This window comes from Haemophilus sp. SZY H53, assembly GCF_054332375.1.
On the sequence record NZ_JBTGNV010000008.1, the window covers coordinates 49834 to 70795 of the forward strand.

Genomic DNA, 20962 nt, shown 5'->3' on the forward strand with positions numbered 1-20962 from the left:
TATGAACTTATTCAAAGCTAACCCTCTATACTTATTCTATTTGAAATGACTATTTATACATTCTAAGGCTTCAGCAATAATATTATGCATATCAAAATATTTATACTGAGCTAATCGACCACCAAATATTACATTAGTCTGATTATCTGCTAATTCCTTATATTTAGTATAAAGTTCATTATTTCTTTGGTCATTTATTGGATAATACGGCTCATCCCCCTCTTCATACTCTTTTGAATATTCACGAGTGATTACCGTTTTAGCTTGCGTACCGTATTCAAAGTGTTTGTGTTCAATGATACGAGTATAAGGTACTTTAGCTTCCGTATAATTTACTACTGCATTTCCCTGGTAATTTGGAACATCTAATATTTCATTGTCAAAACGTAAACTACGGTACTCTAATTTACCGAATTGATAACCAAAATATTCATCAATCATTCCTGTAAACACTATCTTCTCTGCTAAACTTTCGTAATATTCGCGCTCAGCAAAGAAATCAATATTCAATTTTACTTCAATACCTTCTAACATTCTTTCAAAAATACCCGTATAACCACCAATTGGGATACCTTGATAAGTATCATAGAAATAGTTGTTATCATAGGTATAACGAACTGGTAAACGTTTAATGATAAATGCTGGAAGTTCTGTGCACTTCCGTCCCCATTGCTTTTCAGTATAACCTTTAATTAATTTTTCATAGATATCGCGGCCAACTAATGAGATAGCTTGCTCTTCTAGATTTTTAGGCTCTGTAATATTCTCTTTTGATATCTGCTCTTTAATTTTAGCTTCTGCTTCTTGTGGCGTGATAACACCCCACATTTTATTAAATGTAAGCATATTGAAAGGTAAACTATACAATTCATCTTTGTAACGAGCTACAGGAGAGTTGGTAAAACGGTTAAATTCAGCAAATTGCTGAATATAGTCCCAAACAACTTTATTGCTTGTATGAAATATATGAGCACCGTATTTATGCACATTGATGCCTTCGATATTTTGGGTATAGCAGTTTCCACCAATATGATCACGTTTTTCAATTACTAAGCATTTTTTACCACGTTTAGTCGCCTCATGAGCAAAAATTGAGCCGAAAAGACCCGCCCCAACAATAAGATAGTCATATTTTTTCATTTTGTTATCCTTCAATTTTATAAATAACTTTGAATCGTCTTTTTAAGACCTTCTGCTAATGATGTCTCAGGCTTCCAGCCTAAAGATTCTAAACGTTTTGTTGATAATTCTGCACGAGAAGTAAAGAAATACCCTTTAGAGTTAGCATTACTATTTTGAGCATATTCTACAGAAGGAACTAACACTGGAAATATTTCTTGAATAAGAGTTACAACCTCTCGAATAGATTTAGCTTCTGTTTCATTAGCAATGTTAAATACGGCTTTATTTTCATTAACTAACATTGCTTTAATTATACCCGTCACAGCATCGCTGATATAACAGAATGCGCGAACCGCACTACCATCACTTAATAACTTAATTCCTTTACCATTTACGGTCATCTCCACTAAGTCATTCATAATACGTCCATCATTTTGAATATTCATTCCTGGTCCATATATATGCGCTAAGCGAAGAATACTATAGGATAAATTAGCATAACTATCGACAGCACATTCGAGCATATTCTCGCATAATTTTTTAACTTCAGGATAGCAACTTCTAAAGTTTAAAGGATCCAGTATACCAATATCATCTTCTTCAATCACAGACTTATTTGAAACCATTCCATAGATTTCACGAGTTGAAAAAAATACAATTTTCGTTTTTGCCTGTTTCTTCGCGAATTCGATTGTATTATGTAATCCTAAATAATTAGTATGAATAATATCCAATGGATTATTCACAATATTTTTTGGATCAGCATTACCGGCTGCAAAAATGATATAATCATACTGCCCTACAAGTTGGAATGGTTCTTTAACATCTAAAAAAATACATCTAAAGAGAGATTTATCTACTTCTGAATAATATTTTTTTAAGCTCCCTTCACTTCTAGCCGTTAAAGTAAGCTGAAAACTTGCAATTTTTGTTTGTAACACATTGATTAAAAACCTACCTAGATAGCTAGAAATTGCTCCAGTTGCACCAACCAATAAAATGCTTTTCCCGTCTAATTGAGATAACTCTGGGCTCAATCGTTGAGATAACTCTCTAAAATCCTCTTCTAATATGCTCATTCACTACCTCGATATAGCTGCTCATCTTCTTCAATAGAAAACATTGCTTTTGCAAGATAAAAATCCTCTTGTGTGGTAATTTTGATATTCTCTGGTCCACAAAGAACAATTGGAAAATCTAATTCTGGATAATAATGTTTAACAATCATACAGGAATCAATAAACGAAAATTTATTTTCTGCAATGGCTTTATGATGTGCAGATTTTATTAAATCTAAATTAAATGTTTGCGGGGCCTTAGCAATAAATGAGTTTTCACGCTTAATTACATGTTTAATATAATTATTTTCCACATAAGCAAAAGTTTCTTTTGCTGTGGCACAAGTAATCGCTACCTGTTTTTCTTTTGCAAGCTCAATATTTTGAATAATGATTTCATCATTAATAAACGGTCTTACCCCATCATGGATAACCACAATGCCACTATCCATTTCTTTTAAACCATTGTAAATAGATTCTTGCCCTGAATCGCCACCAGGCACAATACGTATCACTTTTTTTAGATGATACTGTTTTACTAAATCTTCTAAATGAGATTCCCACCCTTTTAAAATCACGACAACAATCGCATCGATTACCTCACATTGTTCAAACTTTTCAAGCGTATGAACAATAACGGGTTTGCCATATACTTTTAAAAATTGCTTTGGCAATGATTTTGAGTTCATTCGAGAACCAGTCCCACCAGCAAAAATAAGTGCGTAATTCATATCTATCCTTTTAAAGAAACTTATCCTTTATCATTAAGAAACTTTCATTAATAAATTTTTCTTTTAACACAAACAAACTAAGTAAATAAACAATACCAAAAATAATCGCTATTATTGCTAAATTTACAATTAAATAAGAAGAAATAAATGGGTATAAAAAATAAGAAACTATTCCTGATAAGGCTAATGAGATAATAATTTTCCCATATTCAATGTCAACAAAAAGAATACTTAAATAGGACCTAACCATATAGATCTGAACGCATAAGACAGCAAACTCCGCACAAACCACAGCAATTGCCGCACCAACAGAAGCAAACTTAGGAATTAACCATAAATTTAGCACTATATCAACAAATGCCGCAATTATCACAGAAGTAAAAAGTGCAGTCTCTTTCTTCAATGGAATTAAAATTTGGACACCTAAAATATTCGTAATACCAACGAACACTATCGCTAACATTACAATTTTTAATGGCAAAATCGCATCTGTATATTGTTCGCCAGCTAGCACTAAAATAGTTTGCTCTGCAAATAAAATAAAAAACAATACAACAGGTAGAGCTATCACGAATACAAAATTTATTGACTTATTTAATGCAGCATTAAATTCAGTCTGCATATTATTTTGAATGTAGTACGACAATCTAGGGAGCAATACGACACCTAAAGAAGTCACTATACTCAATAGAATAGCTTTAATTCGAATTGCAGCATTATAAAATCCTACTTCAGTATCATTCGTCATAAAGCCCAGCATTGCCGAATCGGTCGTAGTATAAATGGCTATGGCAAAACTTGTTAAAAAGAAAATAAACATCGGCTTAAGATGTCGCTTAAATTCATACTGACCAATAAACTTAAGTAAGATAACTTTTCTCAAGTTAATAAAATTAACGAACCCTGAGCCTACAGTGGCAAATGCAGTAATTGCCGCAAAAACTAAATAATCACTTTTTTCTTTAACCAGTAAAAATGTCGCAGCTAATGCAATTAAACGAAAAATAATTGTACGAACTGTAATGTAGCGATATTGCTCCAAGCCCTTATATAGCCACTCTACTCCAATAATACTGAATAAAATCATACTGGAAGTAATAATAAATAATTTAGGATCAGCACTTAATTGTGGCACGACATCTAAAGCAATAAAAAACAGCACATAAACAAAGCACATTACAGCAAAATTAATTGCTAAAATCTCATGTGTCACTTTTGATAACTGTAATTTATCATCTCTAACTTGCGCAGTTGCTCGCACACCATAACTGTTTACACCGAAAGTCGCTAGCATCGAAAAATAGGTAATGACAGAAACAGCAAAAGCAACCTTCCCCGTTCCCTCTGGTAATAAAACTCTAGAAACATAAGGGAAAGTAATTAATGGAAATAGAAAATTCGATACGGTCAATATCAAATTCATTACAAAATTAAATTTTATCGAATTTATTTTCATCTTAACTCTTGGAAAAGTCTCGCTTTTGATTTTTTTGACCACAAATAAGCAAGTGCAAAAAATATTGGATTGTATGTAGGATTGATTAATTGTGGATCCGTTAAAGAATGCAACATCAAAAAAATCAATACTAAGCCAAAAACAACATTATTTTTTTGGATGACCAAATAGGCTAATTTTGTAAAACCTATAGCTAATAATAGTGAAGGAATCACACCATAGTTGATCAACAGTTGTTGAAACGCTGAATCAATATAAAAATAACCTTTTCCTTCCGTTACATCTGCAAAGCCGACATACTCAACATTAGCACCAAATAAATGAATGCCATATTCATGAAAGCCATGATTACCTAGCCATAATCGCCCAGATAATGCTTTATCGATATTTAGCATCCAATCTATTTCTGGATTAAACGTACATTGCAAATAAACAGCAACTAAAAAACAAATGATATAACTAAATAATGTTCCAAACTTAAATAGGAAACCAATCCCCCACTTACTATGGTAATCAATCTTCCACCATTTATTGATAAATAACAGAAAACACAGCAAATTTATTAAGTAATAAACAGCCCTCGTATCTGTCATATAAAATAAATAATAATTCAAACCGACTATACACAATAATTCAACACCACCAATTTTAGTACCTCTAATAATGAAGTAACATAATACAAAATGATAAAAATAATTTGGTAGCAGCGTTGGGAATCCAAATCCCATTAGATGGCGTTCTTTCCCATCCTCTCTAAAAAGGTCTATATTTAAATCAGGATATAAATCAAATAGATCACCTAGATAAATAACGATCAAGGAAATAAAGCTCAACCACAAAAATGCGACGAGTAACTTTTTGAATTCAATATATTTGCAAAGTATAAAAACCAGACAAAAATTAATTAAAAAACCATTTTGCTTTGTTACTAAAGTTGAGATAGCAAAAGTAGCAATTACAAGGAGATCAATCCAGGTTTCCTTATTTATCTTATAAATAAATAAGATACAAACAATGAATAAAAAAAACAGACTATAATTAAATAGAGCAAAATAAGCATCCGCATCTAGTACTAAAGATACATATCTTGAAGAAAAAATCTGGCGATATAATACCCATAGACCAAACGGAATTAAAAAAAACGCAGAATACTGTTTTTTAGCCATTAACATAATTGCTATTATTTTTTATTTTTATAGAGAAACTTCACTACTCCAAAAAAGCCAAATCCCAAAAATTTAAGTAACTTAACTAACTTTGTTGAAATATGATTATAAAAATCTGGATTTGTTTGTTTAACTTTATCTAAAAACGCTTTTAATTCCGTTTTTGCTTGTTGTGAATTTTCTTGTAAAAAGGCTGTTTGAGTTCTTAAATGAATCATCTTATTTAGGCGCAGGTTAATAGCCTCACGTAGAATCGATAACATTTGCTGATTTTTTTGTGAAAAGAACGTTAAGCAATTCAATGTCACTTGCTCCAACATAAAACGATTTTTTATTAGTGATTCAGGTGCAACGCTCTGACCTTCTCGGCCTAAACGGTATTGATATAAAACATCTTTCAATATAATGGCCGTTTTTAAATAAATTGAAGGATAAATTTTATATTCGTTATCCACGTAGAACATCTTTTCACTAATTTTAATATTATTTTCTTTTAAAATAGCAGTTCTATAAGTGGTCATATGCATCTGTTGAAGTTCACCCATATATTTCAATGCATCTTCATATGAAATAACCTCACCATATTTTGTTTCAGGCGATAACTCAACCAATAACTTTTTGCGTTGGTTGTCATCCATAAACACTTGGTTACATGGATTGATAATTAAATCTGCATCGTGATCTTTAAGAAAATCCAATAGATTTTGTAATGCGAGTGAATCCACCCAGTCATCTCCATCTACTACTTTAAAATATTTTCCTGTTGCTTCTCGAATACCAGCATTGATGGTTGAGCCGTGTCCACCATTTTCTTTATCAATAATTCGAACAGAATTAGGATACTTATCTACATATTGTTGTGCTACAGAAACAGTATTGTCTTTTGAACCATCATTAACGACTAAAATTTCTAACAAATCTAAATTATTGATTGTTACCATTGTATCTAATGTTGCTGCAATATAAGCTTCCACATTATAAGAAGGGATGGTAATAGTAAGAATTTTTTGCATAAAATAACCTCAATTTTACTTCAATTTTGTGAAAAAGTTGGCGGCATATTGCTTTATGTATTTCACCAAATGCCCTAACAAAGCAATACTTGCATAGGCTTTCAAATTCACTAAAATGGGTAAAAACTTCAACTTAGAACGCATAAAACGTTTATTTTCCAAAAACCAAGAAATTCGTTTATCTGATTCAATTACATTTTTGATCCAATCTTTTTGTTGGGTAAAACTTAAATTGGCTTGCTGATTAGTGTTTCTTTCAACTGCTGATAAAAAATATCTGAAAAATCTATCCACCAATAGACTTTTAGCAGAATCTGATAATATACCTTTATGTTCAAGAAGCTCCTTAAACATTAAGACTGAATTAAGATGAATTTCAAAATAATCCGGCACAAATTTAGAGGTTAATGAATTTCCATTTCTTCTTTTTTTATAAAAATAATATGGTTTATTTAAGATATAAAAGTTATCAACAACATTAAATACATTTATGTTAAAATCAAAATCTTCTTTTAACGCTAATGATTTACAATAAAATTTATTTTTCACTAAAAACTTTCTATCGTAGAATTTATTATTCATATATCCAAATAAGAAAGTATTTTCCAAATCAATTAAAGAAGAAAAATTATTTTCATCAATATAACCAGAATATGAGCTTATAATATTTTTAGAATACTCCAATTTATCATTATTTTCATAATCCTCTCGCATTCCTGTAATAATAACTTTTGGACTATATTCCTCTGCTATTTTAGCAATTTCAGATAACCAATTTAGATCAAAAATATCATCAGGATCAGGAAAGCCAACATAATCACCAGTAGCATATTTCAAGCCTACATTTCGACTCTCTGATAATCCTAAATTTTTAGCATTTTCAATAATTCTCATTCTAGGATCTTGTATTAATGAGAATAACTTTTCTTTAGTATCATCAGTTGCACAATCTTCAATAAAAATAACCTCTATATTTTGATAAGGTTGCTCACATAACCATTTATAAACCTCATCTAAATACTTAGATACATTATAACAACAAAAAATTAGACTTAATTTTATATTACTCATTTTCAATCCAAGCGATCATTTCATGATTAATGCGTTTTTCCACCGGAGGAAGCTTCATATAATCTTTGTATAGTCCTTTCAGGTATGAATCCCAGCAGCTAAATGTCGAAAATTTATTGTTTTCAAACGTAATTTCTGTCGTTTTATCAACTTCAGCTTTTAGCATTCTTTCCGAAGCCCCATAAAGCCCCCAGGTTATGGCTCCTACATATTTAGCAGAATCATAATCATATTTCATGGCTAAACTATTTAAATGATTGATAGCGCGATCTCTACCATAAATTAAAGCTAAAGGTTTAAGTACATATTTAGCTAATTTTTTGACCGCACTTTTTCCTTCACCTAATTTAGCATTACATAAACCAATAATTTTTCTGTAGTATTCTGCTTTCTTATAAATCCTAGCAACTTCATTTAGATCTTCAGGTAAACCATCCATTGGCATAATATCTAGCCATAGATGTTGCTGCATTTCATCTTCTGCATACTTAGCATCAATGTGCGTTTTGACATTCACAAATTTAGCATAAGGCAACAAAGTTCCACTCTGACTAAAAAATAAGAATTTATAAGTATCACTTTGATAACCACGACTAAATTCAATCAACTTATTAAAATCACTGCGAGGCATTGCTAAGTCAATATCATCATCCCAAGGAATAAAGCCTTTATGACGAATAGCGCCAAGCAATGTGCCACCTGAAAGATAATATCTCAACCCAAGAGCATCACAAATACGACGAAATTCGATTAGAATTTGTAACTCGACTTGTTTAATTTCATCTAAAGAAAGCTGCTTTTTCATTTTTTAAAAACTCTTTTCGTATTTTTTGCCGAAAAATTTTGCACTTAAAAAGGCAAAGCCTTTCTTCAACCAATTAATTTTCTCACCATAGACAAATGGAATTGCTTTCACTTTTAATGGCTTAGATTGAGAATATTGTTTTAACCAAACATTGAATAACAACTCACTGACACGTCCATAAAAACGTGCATGGAATGTTGAATATTGTTCCGCCGGAATACGTTTTTCCAATTCAAATAAAATGGGGAATAACCAACTGCAGTAATCATTCACTAATTCTTTAGACATTATGAACATGTTAAACATATAGCCACCACGCTGTTTCATTACTGCATCAAAACTTCCTAGAAATTCACCGCACTTTTCAGTAATAATTTCACGAGTTACATCTAAATGCTCGGCATGTAAGGTATTTGCATAATGTGAATAAAGCGTTTCAATGTAATAATTTCGTTTACTTGGTACGATTACATCATATTGGCTTAATAATTGACTCGCTTCTTCGTGTGTTAGATAGAGTGTTTTCAAAGGATTCTTTTTACGCTCAGCACGGCTTTTTACGCTAAAAAAACGACGATAATGAATTAAACCTAAATAATCATTAGGTAAATTTTTCCACGCCCAATAAAGTCCTGTTAGCTCACAAAAATTAGGATTTTTAGCTGAAATATTATCACCAGTATCATCGCCTTGATAACCAAGTTCCTCTTTCCCTAATTTACCTACATGTAATGGCAGATACATATCATCTGAAGGCATAAAATGTTGTTTGTGTGTAGCAATAATAATTTTAATATCTTTCATATTTATGCCTTATTCGAAAATACTTCTCTAGCTAAAATAATTAATGATGAAAGTACTACACCAAAAACAAATCCTACAATAAGTAAAATCAATCGCTTAGGCCAATCACGTTGAACGGGATAGTCTGGAGAACTCAAATAATAATAACTTTTTACTTCTCCAATATTATCTAAACTAGGCTCCAATTTTGTTAATTTTGTTAACTGTCTTTCTGTACTATAATAATCTACTGGATAAACAATTTCTGTATTCTTTGCAATATCTAGTTGCGCTTGTAAATATTTTTCTCCTAGCATAAAAAGGTAAGTACCATCGGCTAATTTAGAATCAGAAATATTTAAACGCCCCTCACCTAACATATATTCAGGAACAGAAAGGTTATTTGAATTACCTTTCGAAAAATCTCTAATACCTGCTTTCTTCGCAATATTCAAAGCCTTATCTAAATTCTCTACTTGAACAGTCTTAGCTTCAGTTAAACTTTCTTCAATTTGTTTTTTAGTAAATTTCAAAGCATCTAGGCGTAAATTAAATCCAAGTTTAAATTCTTTATTAATCTGATTCAAAACAAACTGATTTACAAAATTAACGTAATCCAATAATACAGCTTGAGCTAATTTAGGAGTTTCCGCAGAAAAAGTAATTTTTAAGCCTATTTTATCTAACGCTGTCAAATCTTTTTTATTAGGATCTACTTCATGGACAACAAGATACTTTGAAATTGCATTCTCAATGTAATCTTCCCGCTGCTCTTCTGTCATATCTTTAGTGTAATTCTTAATCAAACTTGATTGTGACAAGAATTCTCTTTTTAAATCGTTCGATAGAAGAAAATGTTTAAACTGCCCATAAAGTGAATTTGATAAACCTCCAGTTGAAAAGTCATTATCACCTATAATTCGTGCGTACTCCGCTCGTACGGATAATAGCTTACCTAGTTCAGTAGAACGAGGAGCCACAATGACTGCTGTTGATGTCCATTGTTCTTTAGCTGTAAAAGCATAGCCTGCCGCAATGGCAGTACAAACGAAGGCAGATAAAATAATCCACAGCTTTTTCTTCCATAGATTTTTAACTAATTCAATCAAATCAATCTCATCCGACTCATTTATTCTTTGATAACGACTATCACTCATTATTAATCCTTTCAGGTCAATTGAACATACTATAAATTTACCGCATTCTACCTGAGTTTCCCTACTCTAACAAGGGAATTAAAATAATCTTAATGAACTATGGTCAACTGTAATAACACTATAAATTATTAATATAAATAAAAAAAAGATATCACTTTAGAAGTGATATCTTTTATATAAAAATAAATCAATTGATTATATATTAATCAAGAATAATACATCTCAAACTCAACCGGATGTGGTGTCATATTTAAACGTTCTACCTCTTTACGTTTAATATTAATAAATGCTTCGATAAAGTCTTTAGCAAACACACCACCTTGCGTTAAGAATTCATAATCTTTTTCTAATGAATTCAATGCTTCTTCTAGTGAGCTCGCGACTGCTGGAATATCTTTTAATTCTTCCGGTGGAAGATCGTAAAGATTTTTATCCATTGCATCACCTGGATGGATTTTGTTCACCACGCCATCAAGACCTGCCATTAATAATGCAGCGAAAGCCAGATATGGGTTTGCCATCGGATCTGGGAAACGCGCTTCAATACGGATTGCTTTCGGGCTAGTTACTGCAGGAATACGAATTGACGCAGAACGGTTACTTGCAGAGTAAGCCAATAATACTGGTGCTTCAAAACCAGGTACTAAACGTTTGTATGAGTTAGTACTTGGGTTGGTGAACGCATTTAATGCTTTAGCATGCTTAATGATACCGCCGATGTAATAAAGTGCGGTTTCAGAAAGACCTGCATATTTATCACCTTGGAAAATGTTTTTGCCATCTTTGCTTAATGACATATTACAGTGCATGCCTGAACCATTATCACCCGTAATTGGTTTCGGCATAAAGCAAGCGGTTTTACCATGTTCTAATGCAACGTTTTGCACCACATATTTATAGATTTGTGTTTCATCTGCTTTTAAGGTTAAGCTGTTGAATTTCGTTGCAATTTCGTTTTGACCTGCTGTTGCCACTTCATGGTGATGAGCTTCGATGACTAAGCCCATTTCTTCTAAAATCAAACACATTTCAGAACGAATATCATGAGCGGTATCAATTGGTGCCACCGCACAATAACCACCTTTCTTCAATGGACGGTAAGCATTGTTACCGCCTTCATATTTTTTATTGGTGTTCCAAGCTGCTTCAATGTCATCAACTGCAAAAGAAGCGCGGTTCATTGATACATCAAAACGTACATCATCAAATAAGAAGAACTCTGGTTCAGGACCAAAGAATGCTTGATCAGCAATACCGGTTGAACGCATATAGTTTTCGGCACGAATAGCAATTGAACGCGGGTCACGATCATAGCTTTGCATGGTCGTTGGTTCATAAATACTGCAACGAATAGAGAGGGTTGGGATCTGCGCAAATGGATCGACTACCGCAGTCTCAGCGATTGGCATTAAAAGCATATCGGCTTTGTTAATGGTTTTCCAACCTTCAACAGAAGAGCCATCGAACATTTTGCCATCTTCAAACATATCTTCATCAACAAGGCTAACTGGGATAGAAACACCGTGTTCTTTACCTTTAATGTCGGTGAAACGAAGTAGCGCGAACTTAATATCGTTCTCTTCGATCAGTTTGAATACGTTGGCAATTGCATTTGCATTTGGCATAAGGAGTCCTCTATTTTGCTATATATAATCTTCATAAAAATTAAAAGAGCATTATAACGCAACCGCTTGCTTTTTTCATGGGATTTATTTTAAACACCGGCATAGCAGAGTAACGAAATATCGTGTATAATTTTTGCCCTTTCGAGATTCTCGTAGGGTGAGTTTAACTCACCAATTTAAACTACTTGGACTATTTGGTGGCATAAAAATTCCACCCTACAAACTTAAACTTTAAGAACGTAATAAATGAAAAACGACATTGATATTAATAAATTGCGCAATATCGCAATTATCGCTCACGTTGACCATGGTAAAACCACCCTCGTTGACAAACTCCTTCAACAATCCGGTACATTTGAATCAACTCGTGGTGATGTTGATGAGCGCGTAATGGACTCAAACGATCTTGAAAAAGAACGTGGCATTACCATCCTGGCAAAAAATACTGCAATTAACTGGAATGGTTATCGCATTAACATCGTAGATACCCCAGGACACGCCGACTTCGGTGGTGAAGTAGAACGTGTTCTTTCTATGGTGGATTCTGTACTTTTAGTCGTAGATGCCTTTGACGGCCCAATGCCACAAACGCGTTTCGTGACACAAAAAGCTTTTGCTCATGGTTTAAAACCAATTGTAGTTATCAATAAAGTTGACCGTCCAGGCGCACGTCCTGATTGGGTGGTGGATCAAGTATTCGATTTATTCGTTAATCTTGGTGCAACCGATGAGCAATTAGACTTCCCTATTATCTATGCTTCAGCATTAAATGGAGTTGCTGGTCTTGAACACGAAGATTTAGCGGAAGACATGACCCCATTATTTGAAGCGATTGTTCAACACGTTGAACCGCCAAAAGTGGAACTTGATGCCCCATTCCAAATGCAAATTTCCCAATTAGACTATAACAGCTATGTGGGTGTTATTGGTATCGGTCGTATCAAACGTGGCTCAATCAAACCAAATCAACCTGTAACGATCATTGATGGTGAAGGTAAAACTCGCCAAGGTCGTGTGGGTCAAGTATTAGGTCACCTTGGTTTACAACGTTATGAAGAAGATGTTGCTTACGCAGGTGACATCATCGCGATTACCGGTTTAGGTGAATTAAATATTTCGGATACTATTTGTGATATCAACGCCGTTGAAGCCTTACCTTCATTAACCGTTGATGAACCAACTGTAACCATGTTCTTCTGTGTAAATACTTCACCGTTTGCGGGTCAAGAAGGTAAATATGTAACTTCTCGTCAAATTCTTGAACGTTTAAACAAAGAATTAGTTCACAACGTGGCATTACGCGTAGAAGAAACACCAAACCCAGATGAATTCCGTGTTTCTGGTCGTGGTGAATTACACCTTTCTGTATTAATTGAAAATATGCGCCGTGAAGGTTATGAGCTTGCAGTTTCTCGTCCTAAAGTAATCTACCGTGAAATCAACGGCAAAAAACAAGAGCCTTACGAGCAAGTGACTATCGACGTAGAAGAACAACACCAAGGTTCTGTTATGGAAGCATTAGGTATTCGTAAAGGTGAAGTTCGTGACATGATGCCGGATGGCAAAGGTCGTGTACGTTTAGAATACATCATCCCAAGCCGTGGCTTAATCGGTTTCCGCGGTGAATTCATGACCATGACATCAGGTACCGGTTTACTTTACTCTAGTTTCGATCACTACGATGACATCAAACCAGGTGAAATCGGTCAACGTAAAAACGGTGTATTAATTTCTAACGCAACCGGTAAAGCATTAGCTTATGCGCTATTTGGTTTACAAGAGCGTGGCAAATTACTGATCGAAGCCAACGTAGAAGTTTACGAAGGTCAAATCATCGGTATTCACAGCCGCACAAACGACTTAACCGTAAACTGTTTACAAGGTAAAAAACTCACCAATATGCGTGCGTCAGGTAAAGATGATGCCATCGTCTTAACTACACCGGTGAAATTATCCCTTGAACAAGCAATCGAATTTATCGATGACGACGAGTTAGTGGAAGTCACACCTGAATCGATCCGTATCCGTAAAAAACTCTTAACGGAAAACGATCGTAAACGTGCAAACCGTACGACAACCAGTACGAGTACACACTAATTAAAAACGTGCGGAAATTTGACCGCACTTTTAAACAAACAAAAGGCGAACATGATGTTCGCCTTTTTTATTTTATGATTAAACTAACCTAATCTGACTTTCTCGCCACCGAATTCATCGAGTAAATTTTCGGTCAGTTTAGATAAAATACCTGTCATTAATACAAAATCAGCATCAAAGCGTTGCGCATAGTCTTCTTTTAAAATATCGGCATTTTTCTCACGCACCGCATCAGCAAATTTTAAACGTTTGAGCGTGCAATCTTCATTAAATACAAAAGTCAGCGTATCTTCCCATTCCAATGCGAGCTTGCTCACCACTTTTTTGCCATCTTGTAAAAGCGCTAAGATCTCCTCATTTTCCAAAGGCTGTTTCTTACAACGGATCACACTGTCTTCTTGGCTTCCACGCAGTTCAGCCTCTTCTAACGCCACCAACCAATGCGGAATTTTTTCCTGCACAATCCAATCCGTTAAAATGGTCGAAGGTTCATTCGCAAAAGCCAACGGCACAACCGGTAACGAACCAAGTGATTTACGTAATAATGCTAAGGCATCTTCTGCACGTTTACTGGATGCCGCATCAACATGAACAAGGTTATTTTCGGTATCAATCCACACGGCAGTTTGCTGATTTTTACTGAACGCACGCGGCAATAAATTCATCACCACATCATCTTTTAACGTTTGTTTTTCCGTTTTCTTCAATTTACGGTTTTCTTTTTGCTCAAGGCTTTCAATGCGTTCATCTAATTCACGTTTCACCACATTCGCCGGCAACATTTTCTCTTCTTTTTTCGCAACCAATAAAATGTGTTTACCGACAGAAAAATGCAATAATTCGCTGCCTTTCAAGGGATTCGTCCAACCGAATTTGCTTTGATCTTGTGAGCCACAAGGATGAAATTCACAATCTGACAACTGGCGTTGCAATTCATTAAGATCCCAATCTAGAGGCTTAGTCAGCCTATATGTCATTAAATTTTTAAACCACATCGTAACACTTCCTTCATAATAGGGTAAAATACACAGCATTGTAGCCCATAAACTCACGGGAAAAAATGATGCAACAGAAATTAATTGCCTTCATCGGCGGTGGCAATATGGCACAAGCCATTGTGTTAGGCCTATTAAAACAAGGTTATCCAGCCGATAAAATTATCGTTAATGATCCTAATGAAGAAAAACGTGCTTTTTTTGCTCAATATGGCATTTCCGTTTCGACTGACAACGAGCAATCCATCACACAATCTCAAGTAGTCTTATTTGCGGTTAAGCCACAAGTCCTCGCTGATGTTTGCAAGCCATTAAGTGCGGTTGATTTTTCTAACAAATTAATCATTTCTATTGCTGCGGGGATTTCGACCATCCGATTAGCCGAATTCATCCCAACAGCAAAATCCATTGTTCGTGTCATGCCAAACACGCCTGCATTAGTAGGTGAAGGAATGGCTGGCTTATTTGCCGATAAAAACACGCCTGAAACTGACCGCACTTTTGCGGAAGATTTGCTTTCTGCGGTCGGACAAACCACTTGGGTGGAGAATGAAGATCAAATGCATGCAGTCACTGCCGCATCTGGTAGTAGCCCTGCTTACTTCTTCCAATTTTTAGAGGCTATGCAACAAGGCTTAATAGAAATGGGCTTAGATGAAAAGCAAGCTCGTGAGTTGGTACAACAAGCCATGTTAGGCTCGGCGAAGTTGGTGATTGAAAATCCTCAAACTGCCCTTTCCACTTTACGAGAAAATGTCACCTCAAAAGGCGGTACCACCGCAGCCGCATTAAATGTGTTCAATCAACATCAATTTAACGACATCATTAAACAAGCGATGCAAGCCTGCGTGGCACGCTCACAAGAAATGGAAAAATTATTCTAATGCAAGTTCGTCCTTTTACTTGGCTCACCCTGAGCTTTTTTGGTTACTATTGTGCCTACGGTGTGTTTCTTCCCCTTTTCCCTGCGTGGTTGAAAACACAATCTTATAGTGAAGAAAGCATCGGTTTATTGCTGGCCTGTGGTTATATTTTCCGTTTTAGTGGCAGTATTTTATTTTCTGGCTTGATAAAACGCGTTTCTCTTTTAGTGAATGGCTTACGTTACTTAGCTGTTGCCAGCGCTGTCACCATGGCGTTAATCGGGCTCATGTCGCATAATTTTTGGTTATTATTTATTGGACTTGCCTTGTATTCCATGGTGAATGCGGCTGGCATGCCGATTGGTGATAGCCTCGCTAGCACGTGGCAACAACAAATTCATTTAGATTACGGCAAAGTACGCTTAATTGGCTCCTTTGCATTTGTTGTTGGTGTGATGGTGTTTGGGTATTTAGCGGGGATGATTGGTGAGCAATACATCACATGGATGATTACGGGAATCCTTATTTTCTATAGCATTGTGCAATTACTTCATCCCAATCCAATGCCACAAGATGAGCCACAAAGTGCGGTCGAAAATTCTGTTGGATTTTTAGGCTTACTCAAAAATAAAACGACACTTCGTTTATTTATCGCTATTGCACTGATTCAAGGATCACATGCCGCTTATTACTCATACAGCACTATCTTCTGGACAAGCCACGGTCATTCTGTTTCCGATGCGGGCTTATTTTGGGGAATTAGCGTATTAGTAGAAATTGTCGTCTTTTTCTTCTCCACCCGATTATTCAAAAATTGGAGCATTACGGCCCTTTTCTATCTCACTGGCATCGCTGCTATCGTACGTTGGCTTGCTTTCGGTTATGCCGACACCTTTGTTGAAATCGTTCTATTGCAATGTTTTCACAGCCTCACTTATGTGGCGGGGCATTACGCAACAGTGCGTTATATCACGACTCAACCACAAAACCATATTGCAAAATTACAAGGTTTATACAATGCTTTAGCGGGATGTGCAGCCATTGCTATTTTCACTGCACTTTCTGGCGTACTTTATCCAATTTCTCCAGTTTATGCTTTCAGCTTAATGGCTGCTTTTGCATTCATTGGTTTATTTATCACTCCGCGTGGCGTGAAAGCCTTTTTGGTACATAGAGTGTAAACATGAATAATCTCACGCTAGTCGATTTATTCTTAAATGAATATTGGATCGAAAAAGGGTTGTCCGAAAACACTGTGCAGTCTTATCGTCTCGATTTGACCGCACTTTGTGATTGGTTAGATAAACAAAATTTATCCCTCGAAACCCTTGAACCATTAGATCTGCAACAATTTCTAGGCAGCCGTTTAGAGCAAGGTTACAAAGCTACCAGTACTGCACGAATGTTGAGTGCGATGCGAAAATTGTTTCAATATTTATATCGTGAGAAATATCGTACGGATGATCCAAGTGCCGTACTGAGTTCGCCTAAACTACCAAGCCGTTTGCCTAAGTATTTAACCGAGCAACAAGTCACAGATTTATTAAATACGCCAGATGTAGAAATTCCGCTCGAGTTACGCGATAAAGCCATGTTGGAATTGCTGTACGCCACAGGATTACGTGTCACGGAATTGGTCACGCTCACTATTGAGAATATGAACCTGCAACAAGGTGTCGTGCGAGTGATTGGTAAAGGTAACAAAGAACGCATTGTGCCAATGGGAGAAGAAGCCGCATTTTGGGTGCGACAATTCGTGCTTTACGGTCGTCCTATTTTGCTTAATGGACAAAGCTCTGATGTGGTCTTTCCAAGTCAACGAGCTCAGCAAATGACTCGCCAAACCTTTTGGCATCGTATAAAACATTATGCGGTGTTAGCGGAAATCGATACAGATGCCCTTTCACCACATGTTCTCCGTCATGCCTTTGCGACGCATTTAGTGAACCACGGTGCAGATCTCCGTGTTGTGCAAATGCTCCTCGGACACAGCGATCTCTCCACTACGCAAATCTATACTCATGTGGCTAAAGAACGCTTGAAACACCTTCATGAAAGATTTCATCCGAGAGGATAAGATCAAAAAGTGCGGTCAAATTTATTGTTATTTTTGATCGCACTTTAGTATGAAAAGCTTATTTCAATGACAACAATCTCGCCACATTTTGAGCTGTTGAGATTAAATTCTGCTCGCCCTGTTTGAGAATTGTCGGTAAATCATCCAGATTACGGATAATTGGGAACACCGCATCAATGCCATGTTCATACACCACTTCATAATCCTCACGTAAACAACCTACGATCGCGATGACTGGCTTATTAAATTGTTTTGCTGTGCGTGCCACACCAATTGGGGTCTTACCTAAAATACTTTGTGCATCCATACGGCCTTCACCGGTAATGACTAAATCAGCCTCTTTAACTTGCTCAGCAAGTTTCAAATTATCCAAGACAATCTGCACACCGGCTTTGAGCTGCACATTGGGTAAAAGCAATAAACCACCGCCCATACCACCTGCCGCCCCCGCGCCTGGTTGTTCTTGAATTTGTTTACCACAATCCCGCTCGGCAATTTTAGCAAAATGGGCTAATGCAGCATCGAGTTCTTTCACCATATCAGGCGTCGCACCTTTTTGTGGACCAAAAATCGCAGAGGCACCTCGTTCACCACAAAGTGGATTATTCACGTCACAAGCTACTTCAATTTCCACATGTTGCAATCGAGGATCTAAATCAGTCATTTGGATTTCAGCAAGATTGGATAACGCTGCACCACCAAAGCCAATGGATTGACCATTTTTATCCAATAAACGTAAGCCTAACGCTTGCAACATACCCGCGCCACCATCATTTGTAGCACTCCCGCCAATTCCTAAAATGATATGCTGTACGCCAAGATCAAGGGCTTGCTTAATTAGCTCACCCGTACCAAAACTGGTGGTTTGACAAGGATTTCGTTTATCTATCGGGACAAGATGCAATCCCGATGCGGCCGCCATTTCGATAATCGCTGTTTTACCATCACCCGATAAACCGAAAAAGCTTTTTACTTGATTGCCTAACGGTGCAGTGACTTCTGTTTCAATCAGGCGACCTTGAGTGGCATCCACTAAGGATTGCACGGTTCCCTCACCTCCATCTGCCATCGGTAATTTCACATATTCGGCATTCGGGAAAATTCGTTTAAAGCCCGTTTCAATTGCATTTGCCACTTCGAGCGCGGTTAAACTTTCTTTAAATGAATCAGGCGCAATCACAATTTTCATACACTCTCCTGACATCAATAAAACACTCCGAAAATGAGCGTAGAAACGACCGTCATAATCAAACCAATCGCGCTTTCATAAGGAATCAGTTTTAAGCGTTCTTTCATATTCATATTCACACTGCCGCCAGTCGCATGGAAGAAAGAACCGTGTGGCATATTGTCGAATACAATCGCTCCCGCATGGATCATGGCGGCGGCCGCAAGGCTGCTTACACCCAGTTCTAATAATGTTGAGCTGAATACATTGGATGCGACTGCCGTGCCTGCCGTCGTTGACGAAGTCGCAAGAGACATCAATACACCAGAAATCGGGGCGAGAATATAAGGAGGCAAACCAGAGTGTTTTAAGCCCTCGATTAGCACATCTTTCATACCCGAGTTACCAATAATGCCCGATAAAGCACCGGTACCGAGCAACATAATCGCCACAGGTGCCATTTTTCCTAAGCCACTAATCGCATAGCTATTTGCGTGGCGAAGTTTTCCCATACATAACGCACCAATTAAACCACCTAGTGGTAATGCAATGAGAGGATCGACTTTAATGTCCGCCAATGGACGTAGCGCCAGTAATAAGATGGCCACTAATGGCGCTACAAGTGCGGTCAAAAATGAGGGTAAATTTTGAGTATCAACGGCAACGCTCTCTTGTTCGGATACAAAAGAGCCTTTATTTTTTAAACGTTTCGCTAAGAAATAGGTTAAGGCTAACCCAAAGATCCCGGGGATAATCCCCGCTACCATTACCGACGTTAAAGGCAGATGAAAGGTATCTGCAGCAGCAATGGCATTGGGATTCGGTGACATCAAGTTTCCAGCTTTCCCCCCACCAATCATCGCTAATAAAACAGCTGATTTTGATAAATTGGTGCGACGAGCTAACGCGAGCGCAATCGGGGAAACGGTAATAACAGCCACATCAATAAACACACCTACAGCGGTTAAAATCAGTGTTGCTAAAGCTAAGGCCAATAACGCTCTTGCTTCACCAAGTTTATGTGTAATAGTTTCGGCAATCGTGCTGGCCGCCCCCGATTCAATGAGTACACCTGCTAGTACGCCCGCCGCTAAAATTCGCATAACGGCTGTCGTAATGCCCTTTGCCCCACCGATCATTAAGTTCACCGTTTCGGATAAATCTGCGCCTCCAATTAGTCCGCCTATCAAGGCCCCCGTCAACATGCCATAGACTGGTGAGACTTTTTTCAAAATAAGAAAAATGGCCACAATAAGCGCAACTAATGCACCGAAAGATGAAACTGTTGTCATAAATACCTACTTATATCCAATACCGCTGAGATATATAAATGTTTGTGTACATTATACAAAAACGGCTTATGTAAAACACATAAGCCGAAATTGTTACTGAAAATTGACCGCACTTTAGAAAAATAAAATACTTCCCCAAATAACGGCAACGATGCAAAGCGCAATGAATACCGCTGCTGAGCCTTGGTCTTTCGCTCTTCCTGAAAGCTCGTGGCGTTCTGTACCGATACGATCCACCACCGCTTCAACTGCACTATTTAACAGCTCCACTGCCATCACGAGTAAAACCGATGAAATCATCAGCGCGATTTCAATTTTAGTGTCACCTAACAAAAATGCGAGCGGAATCAGAATGCACGCAAGAAAACATTCGTGGCGAAATGCAGTTTCATTTTTGAATGCACTCTTTAAACCTTGTAAGGAATATTTTGTAGAGTTAATTAAATGGGTTAATCCCGTGGTTTTATACATAAAAGTTCCTAT

At 36.5% G+C, this 20962-nt stretch carries 19 protein-coding genes; 4 read left to right on the forward strand and 15 right to left on the reverse strand.

Features of this window, described 5'->3' with window-relative positions:
- Nucleotides 1–36: 36 nt before the first annotated feature.
- The 11 genes from glf to glnA all read right to left on the reverse strand — a co-directional run bounded on the left by glf (nt 37) and on the right by glnA (nt 11987).
- On the reverse strand, nt 37–1140 hold the full coding sequence (gene glf / locus ACXVWB_RS08365; RefSeq protein ID WP_458485311.1) for a UDP-galactopyranose mutase: 1104 nt from the start codon (nt 1138–1140) through the stop codon (nt 37–39).
- Between the two features lie 17 nt (nt 1141–1157).
- Nucleotides 1158–2201, reverse strand: a complete 1044-nt coding sequence (locus ACXVWB_RS08370) for an NAD-dependent epimerase/dehydratase family protein (protein WP_458485312.1) — start codon at nt 2199–2201, stop codon at nt 1158–1160.
- The gene (locus ACXVWB_RS08375) at nt 2198–2911 is read right to left on the reverse strand and encodes an IspD/TarI family cytidylyltransferase (protein ID WP_458485313.1); all 714 of its coding nucleotides are present in this window, start codon (nt 2909–2911) and stop codon (nt 2198–2200) included. The genes ACXVWB_RS08370 and ACXVWB_RS08375 overlap by 4 nt, the downstream gene beginning before the upstream one ends.
- A gap of 10 nt (nt 2912–2921) precedes the next feature.
- Nucleotides 2922–4367: a flippase gene (locus ACXVWB_RS08380; RefSeq protein WP_458485314.1), complete on the reverse strand. Its 1446-nt coding sequence runs from the start codon at nt 4365–4367 to the stop codon at nt 2922–2924.
- Entirely contained in the window at nt 4364–5533 is a 1170-nt protein-coding gene (locus ACXVWB_RS08385; RefSeq protein ID WP_458485315.1) for a hypothetical protein, read from the reverse strand. The genes ACXVWB_RS08380 and ACXVWB_RS08385 overlap by 4 nt, the downstream gene beginning before the upstream one ends.
- A gap of 14 nt (nt 5534–5547) precedes the next feature.
- Nucleotides 5548–6546: a glycosyltransferase family 2 protein gene (locus ACXVWB_RS08390; protein ID WP_458485316.1), complete on the reverse strand. Its 999-nt coding sequence runs from the start codon at nt 6544–6546 to the stop codon at nt 5548–5550.
- Between the two features lie 15 nt (nt 6547–6561).
- Complete coding sequence (locus ACXVWB_RS08395; protein ID WP_458485317.1) at nt 6562–7617, reverse strand: glycosyltransferase family 2 protein; 1056 nt, start codon at nt 7615–7617, stop codon at nt 6562–6564.
- A complete protein-coding gene (locus ACXVWB_RS08400) occupies nt 7610–8422 on the reverse strand; it encodes a LicD family protein (protein ID WP_458485318.1) in 813 nt (270 codons plus the stop codon). The genes ACXVWB_RS08395 and ACXVWB_RS08400 overlap by 8 nt, the downstream gene beginning before the upstream one ends.
- Before the next feature lie 3 nt (nt 8423–8425).
- A complete protein-coding gene (locus ACXVWB_RS08405; protein ID WP_458485319.1) occupies nt 8426–9226 on the reverse strand; it encodes a DUF4422 domain-containing protein in 801 nt (266 codons plus the stop codon).
- 2 nt (nt 9227–9228) lie between these two features.
- Nucleotides 9229–10362 carry an LPS O-antigen chain length determinant protein WzzB gene (locus ACXVWB_RS08410; RefSeq protein WP_458485320.1) on the reverse strand — a complete coding sequence of 378 codons (1134 nt, stop codon included), beginning with the start codon at nt 10360–10362 and terminating at the stop codon, nt 9229–9231.
- Between the two features lie 206 nt (nt 10363–10568).
- Nucleotides 10569–11987, reverse strand: a complete 1419-nt coding sequence (gene glnA / locus ACXVWB_RS08415) for a glutamate--ammonia ligase (protein ID WP_458485321.1) — start codon at nt 11985–11987, stop codon at nt 10569–10571.
- Nucleotides 11988–12233: 246 nt separating this feature from the next.
- Between glnA and typA the strand changes: the two genes are divergently transcribed.
- Entirely contained in the window at nt 12234–14084 is a 1851-nt protein-coding gene (gene typA, locus ACXVWB_RS08420) for a translational GTPase TypA (protein WP_458485322.1), read from the forward strand.
- An 83-nt stretch (nt 14085–14167) separates the two neighbouring features.
- Here the strand turns inward: typA and rdgC are convergent, their stop codons facing one another.
- The gene (gene rdgC / locus ACXVWB_RS08425) at nt 14168–15079 is read right to left on the reverse strand and encodes a recombination-associated protein RdgC (RefSeq protein ID WP_289902198.1); all 912 of its coding nucleotides are present in this window, start codon (nt 15077–15079) and stop codon (nt 14168–14170) included.
- 68 nt (nt 15080–15147) lie between these two features.
- Here rdgC and proC point away from each other — a divergent pair, with 68 nt between their 5' ends.
- The 3 genes from proC to xerD are packed head-to-tail and all read left to right on the forward strand — an operon-like array spanning nt 15148 to nt 18019.
- Complete coding sequence (gene proC / locus ACXVWB_RS08430; protein ID WP_289902241.1) at nt 15148–15963, forward strand: pyrroline-5-carboxylate reductase; 816 nt, start codon at nt 15148–15150, stop codon at nt 15961–15963.
- Nucleotides 15963–17123, forward strand: a complete 1161-nt coding sequence (locus tag ACXVWB_RS08435) for a 3-phenylpropionate MFS transporter (protein WP_289902197.1) — start codon at nt 15963–15965, stop codon at nt 17121–17123. Before proC ends, ACXVWB_RS08435 begins: the two co-directional genes overlap by 1 nt.
- 2 nt (nt 17124–17125) lie before the next feature.
- Entirely contained in the window at nt 17126–18019 is an 894-nt protein-coding gene (gene xerD / locus ACXVWB_RS08440) for a site-specific tyrosine recombinase XerD (RefSeq protein WP_049357954.1), read from the forward strand.
- A 58-nt stretch (nt 18020–18077) separates the two neighbouring features.
- Here xerD and ACXVWB_RS08445 read toward each other — a convergent pair whose 3' ends face one another.
- The 3 genes from ACXVWB_RS08445 to ACXVWB_RS08455 all read right to left on the reverse strand — a co-directional run bounded on the left by ACXVWB_RS08445 (nt 18078) and on the right by ACXVWB_RS08455 (nt 20950).
- Nucleotides 18078–19208: a glycerate kinase gene (locus ACXVWB_RS08445; RefSeq protein ID WP_289902196.1), complete on the reverse strand. Its 1131-nt coding sequence runs from the start codon at nt 19206–19208 to the stop codon at nt 18078–18080.
- 14 nt (nt 19209–19222) lie between these two features.
- Nucleotides 19223–20479 (reverse strand): GntP family permease, encoded by a 1257-nt coding sequence (locus tag ACXVWB_RS08450; protein WP_289902195.1) that lies wholly within the window; start codon nt 20477–20479, stop codon nt 19223–19225.
- A 114-nt stretch (nt 20480–20593) separates the two neighbouring features.
- Entirely contained in the window at nt 20594–20950 is a 357-nt protein-coding gene (locus ACXVWB_RS08455; RefSeq protein WP_128786865.1) for a diacylglycerol kinase, read from the reverse strand.
- Between the last annotated feature and the right edge of the window lie 12 nt (nt 20951–20962).

Excerpts from the sequence above, each read along its gene's own strand:
- glf (WP_458485311.1), bottom strand. The coding sequence starts at position 1,140 with ATGAAAAAATATGACTATCTTATTGTTGGGGCGGGTCTTTTCGGCTCA.
- ACXVWB_RS08370 (WP_458485312.1), bottom strand. The coding sequence starts at position 2,201 with ATGAGCATATTAGAAGAGGATTTTAGAGAGTTATCTCAACGATTGAGC.
- ACXVWB_RS08375 (WP_458485313.1), bottom strand. The coding sequence starts at position 2,911 with ATGAATTACGCACTTATTTTTGCTGGTGGGACTGGTTCTCGAATGAAC.
- ACXVWB_RS08380 (WP_458485314.1), bottom strand. The coding sequence starts at position 4,367 with ATGAAAATAAATTCGATAAAATTTAATTTTGTAATGAATTTGATATTG.
- ACXVWB_RS08385 (WP_458485315.1), bottom strand. The coding sequence starts at position 5,533 with ATGGCTAAAAAACAGTATTCTGCGTTTTTTTTAATTCCGTTTGGTCTA.
- ACXVWB_RS08390 (WP_458485316.1), bottom strand. The coding sequence starts at position 6,546 with ATGCAAAAAATTCTTACTATTACCATCCCTTCTTATAATGTGGAAGCT.
- ACXVWB_RS08395 (WP_458485317.1), bottom strand. The coding sequence starts at position 7,617 with ATGAGTAATATAAAATTAAGTCTAATTTTTTGTTGTTATAATGTATCT.
- ACXVWB_RS08400 (WP_458485318.1), bottom strand. The coding sequence starts at position 8,422 with ATGAAAAAGCAGCTTTCTTTAGATGAAATTAAACAAGTCGAGTTACAA.
- ACXVWB_RS08405 (WP_458485319.1), bottom strand. The coding sequence starts at position 9,226 with ATGAAAGATATTAAAATTATTATTGCTACACACAAACAACATTTTATG.
- ACXVWB_RS08410 (WP_458485320.1), bottom strand. The coding sequence starts at position 10,362 with ATGAGTGATAGTCGTTATCAAAGAATAAATGAGTCGGATGAGATTGAT.
- glnA (WP_458485321.1), bottom strand. The coding sequence starts at position 11,987 with ATGCCAAATGCAAATGCAATTGCCAACGTATTCAAACTGATCGAAGAG.
- typA (WP_458485322.1), top strand. The coding sequence starts at position 12,234 with ATGAAAAACGACATTGATATTAATAAATTGCGCAATATCGCAATTATC.
- rdgC (WP_289902198.1), bottom strand. The coding sequence starts at position 15,079 with ATGTGGTTTAAAAATTTAATGACATATAGGCTGACTAAGCCTCTAGAT.
- proC (WP_289902241.1), top strand. The coding sequence starts at position 15,148 with ATGCAACAGAAATTAATTGCCTTCATCGGCGGTGGCAATATGGCACAA.
- ACXVWB_RS08435 (WP_289902197.1), top strand. The coding sequence starts at position 15,963 with ATGCAAGTTCGTCCTTTTACTTGGCTCACCCTGAGCTTTTTTGGTTAC.
- xerD (WP_049357954.1), top strand. The coding sequence starts at position 17,126 with ATGAATAATCTCACGCTAGTCGATTTATTCTTAAATGAATATTGGATC.
- ACXVWB_RS08445 (WP_289902196.1), bottom strand. The coding sequence starts at position 19,208 with ATGAAAATTGTGATTGCGCCTGATTCATTTAAAGAAAGTTTAACCGCG.
- ACXVWB_RS08450 (WP_289902195.1), bottom strand. The coding sequence starts at position 20,479 with ATGACAACAGTTTCATCTTTCGGTGCATTAGTTGCGCTTATTGTGGCC.
- ACXVWB_RS08455 (WP_128786865.1), bottom strand. The coding sequence starts at position 20,950 with ATGTATAAAACCACGGGATTAACCCATTTAATTAACTCTACAAAATAT.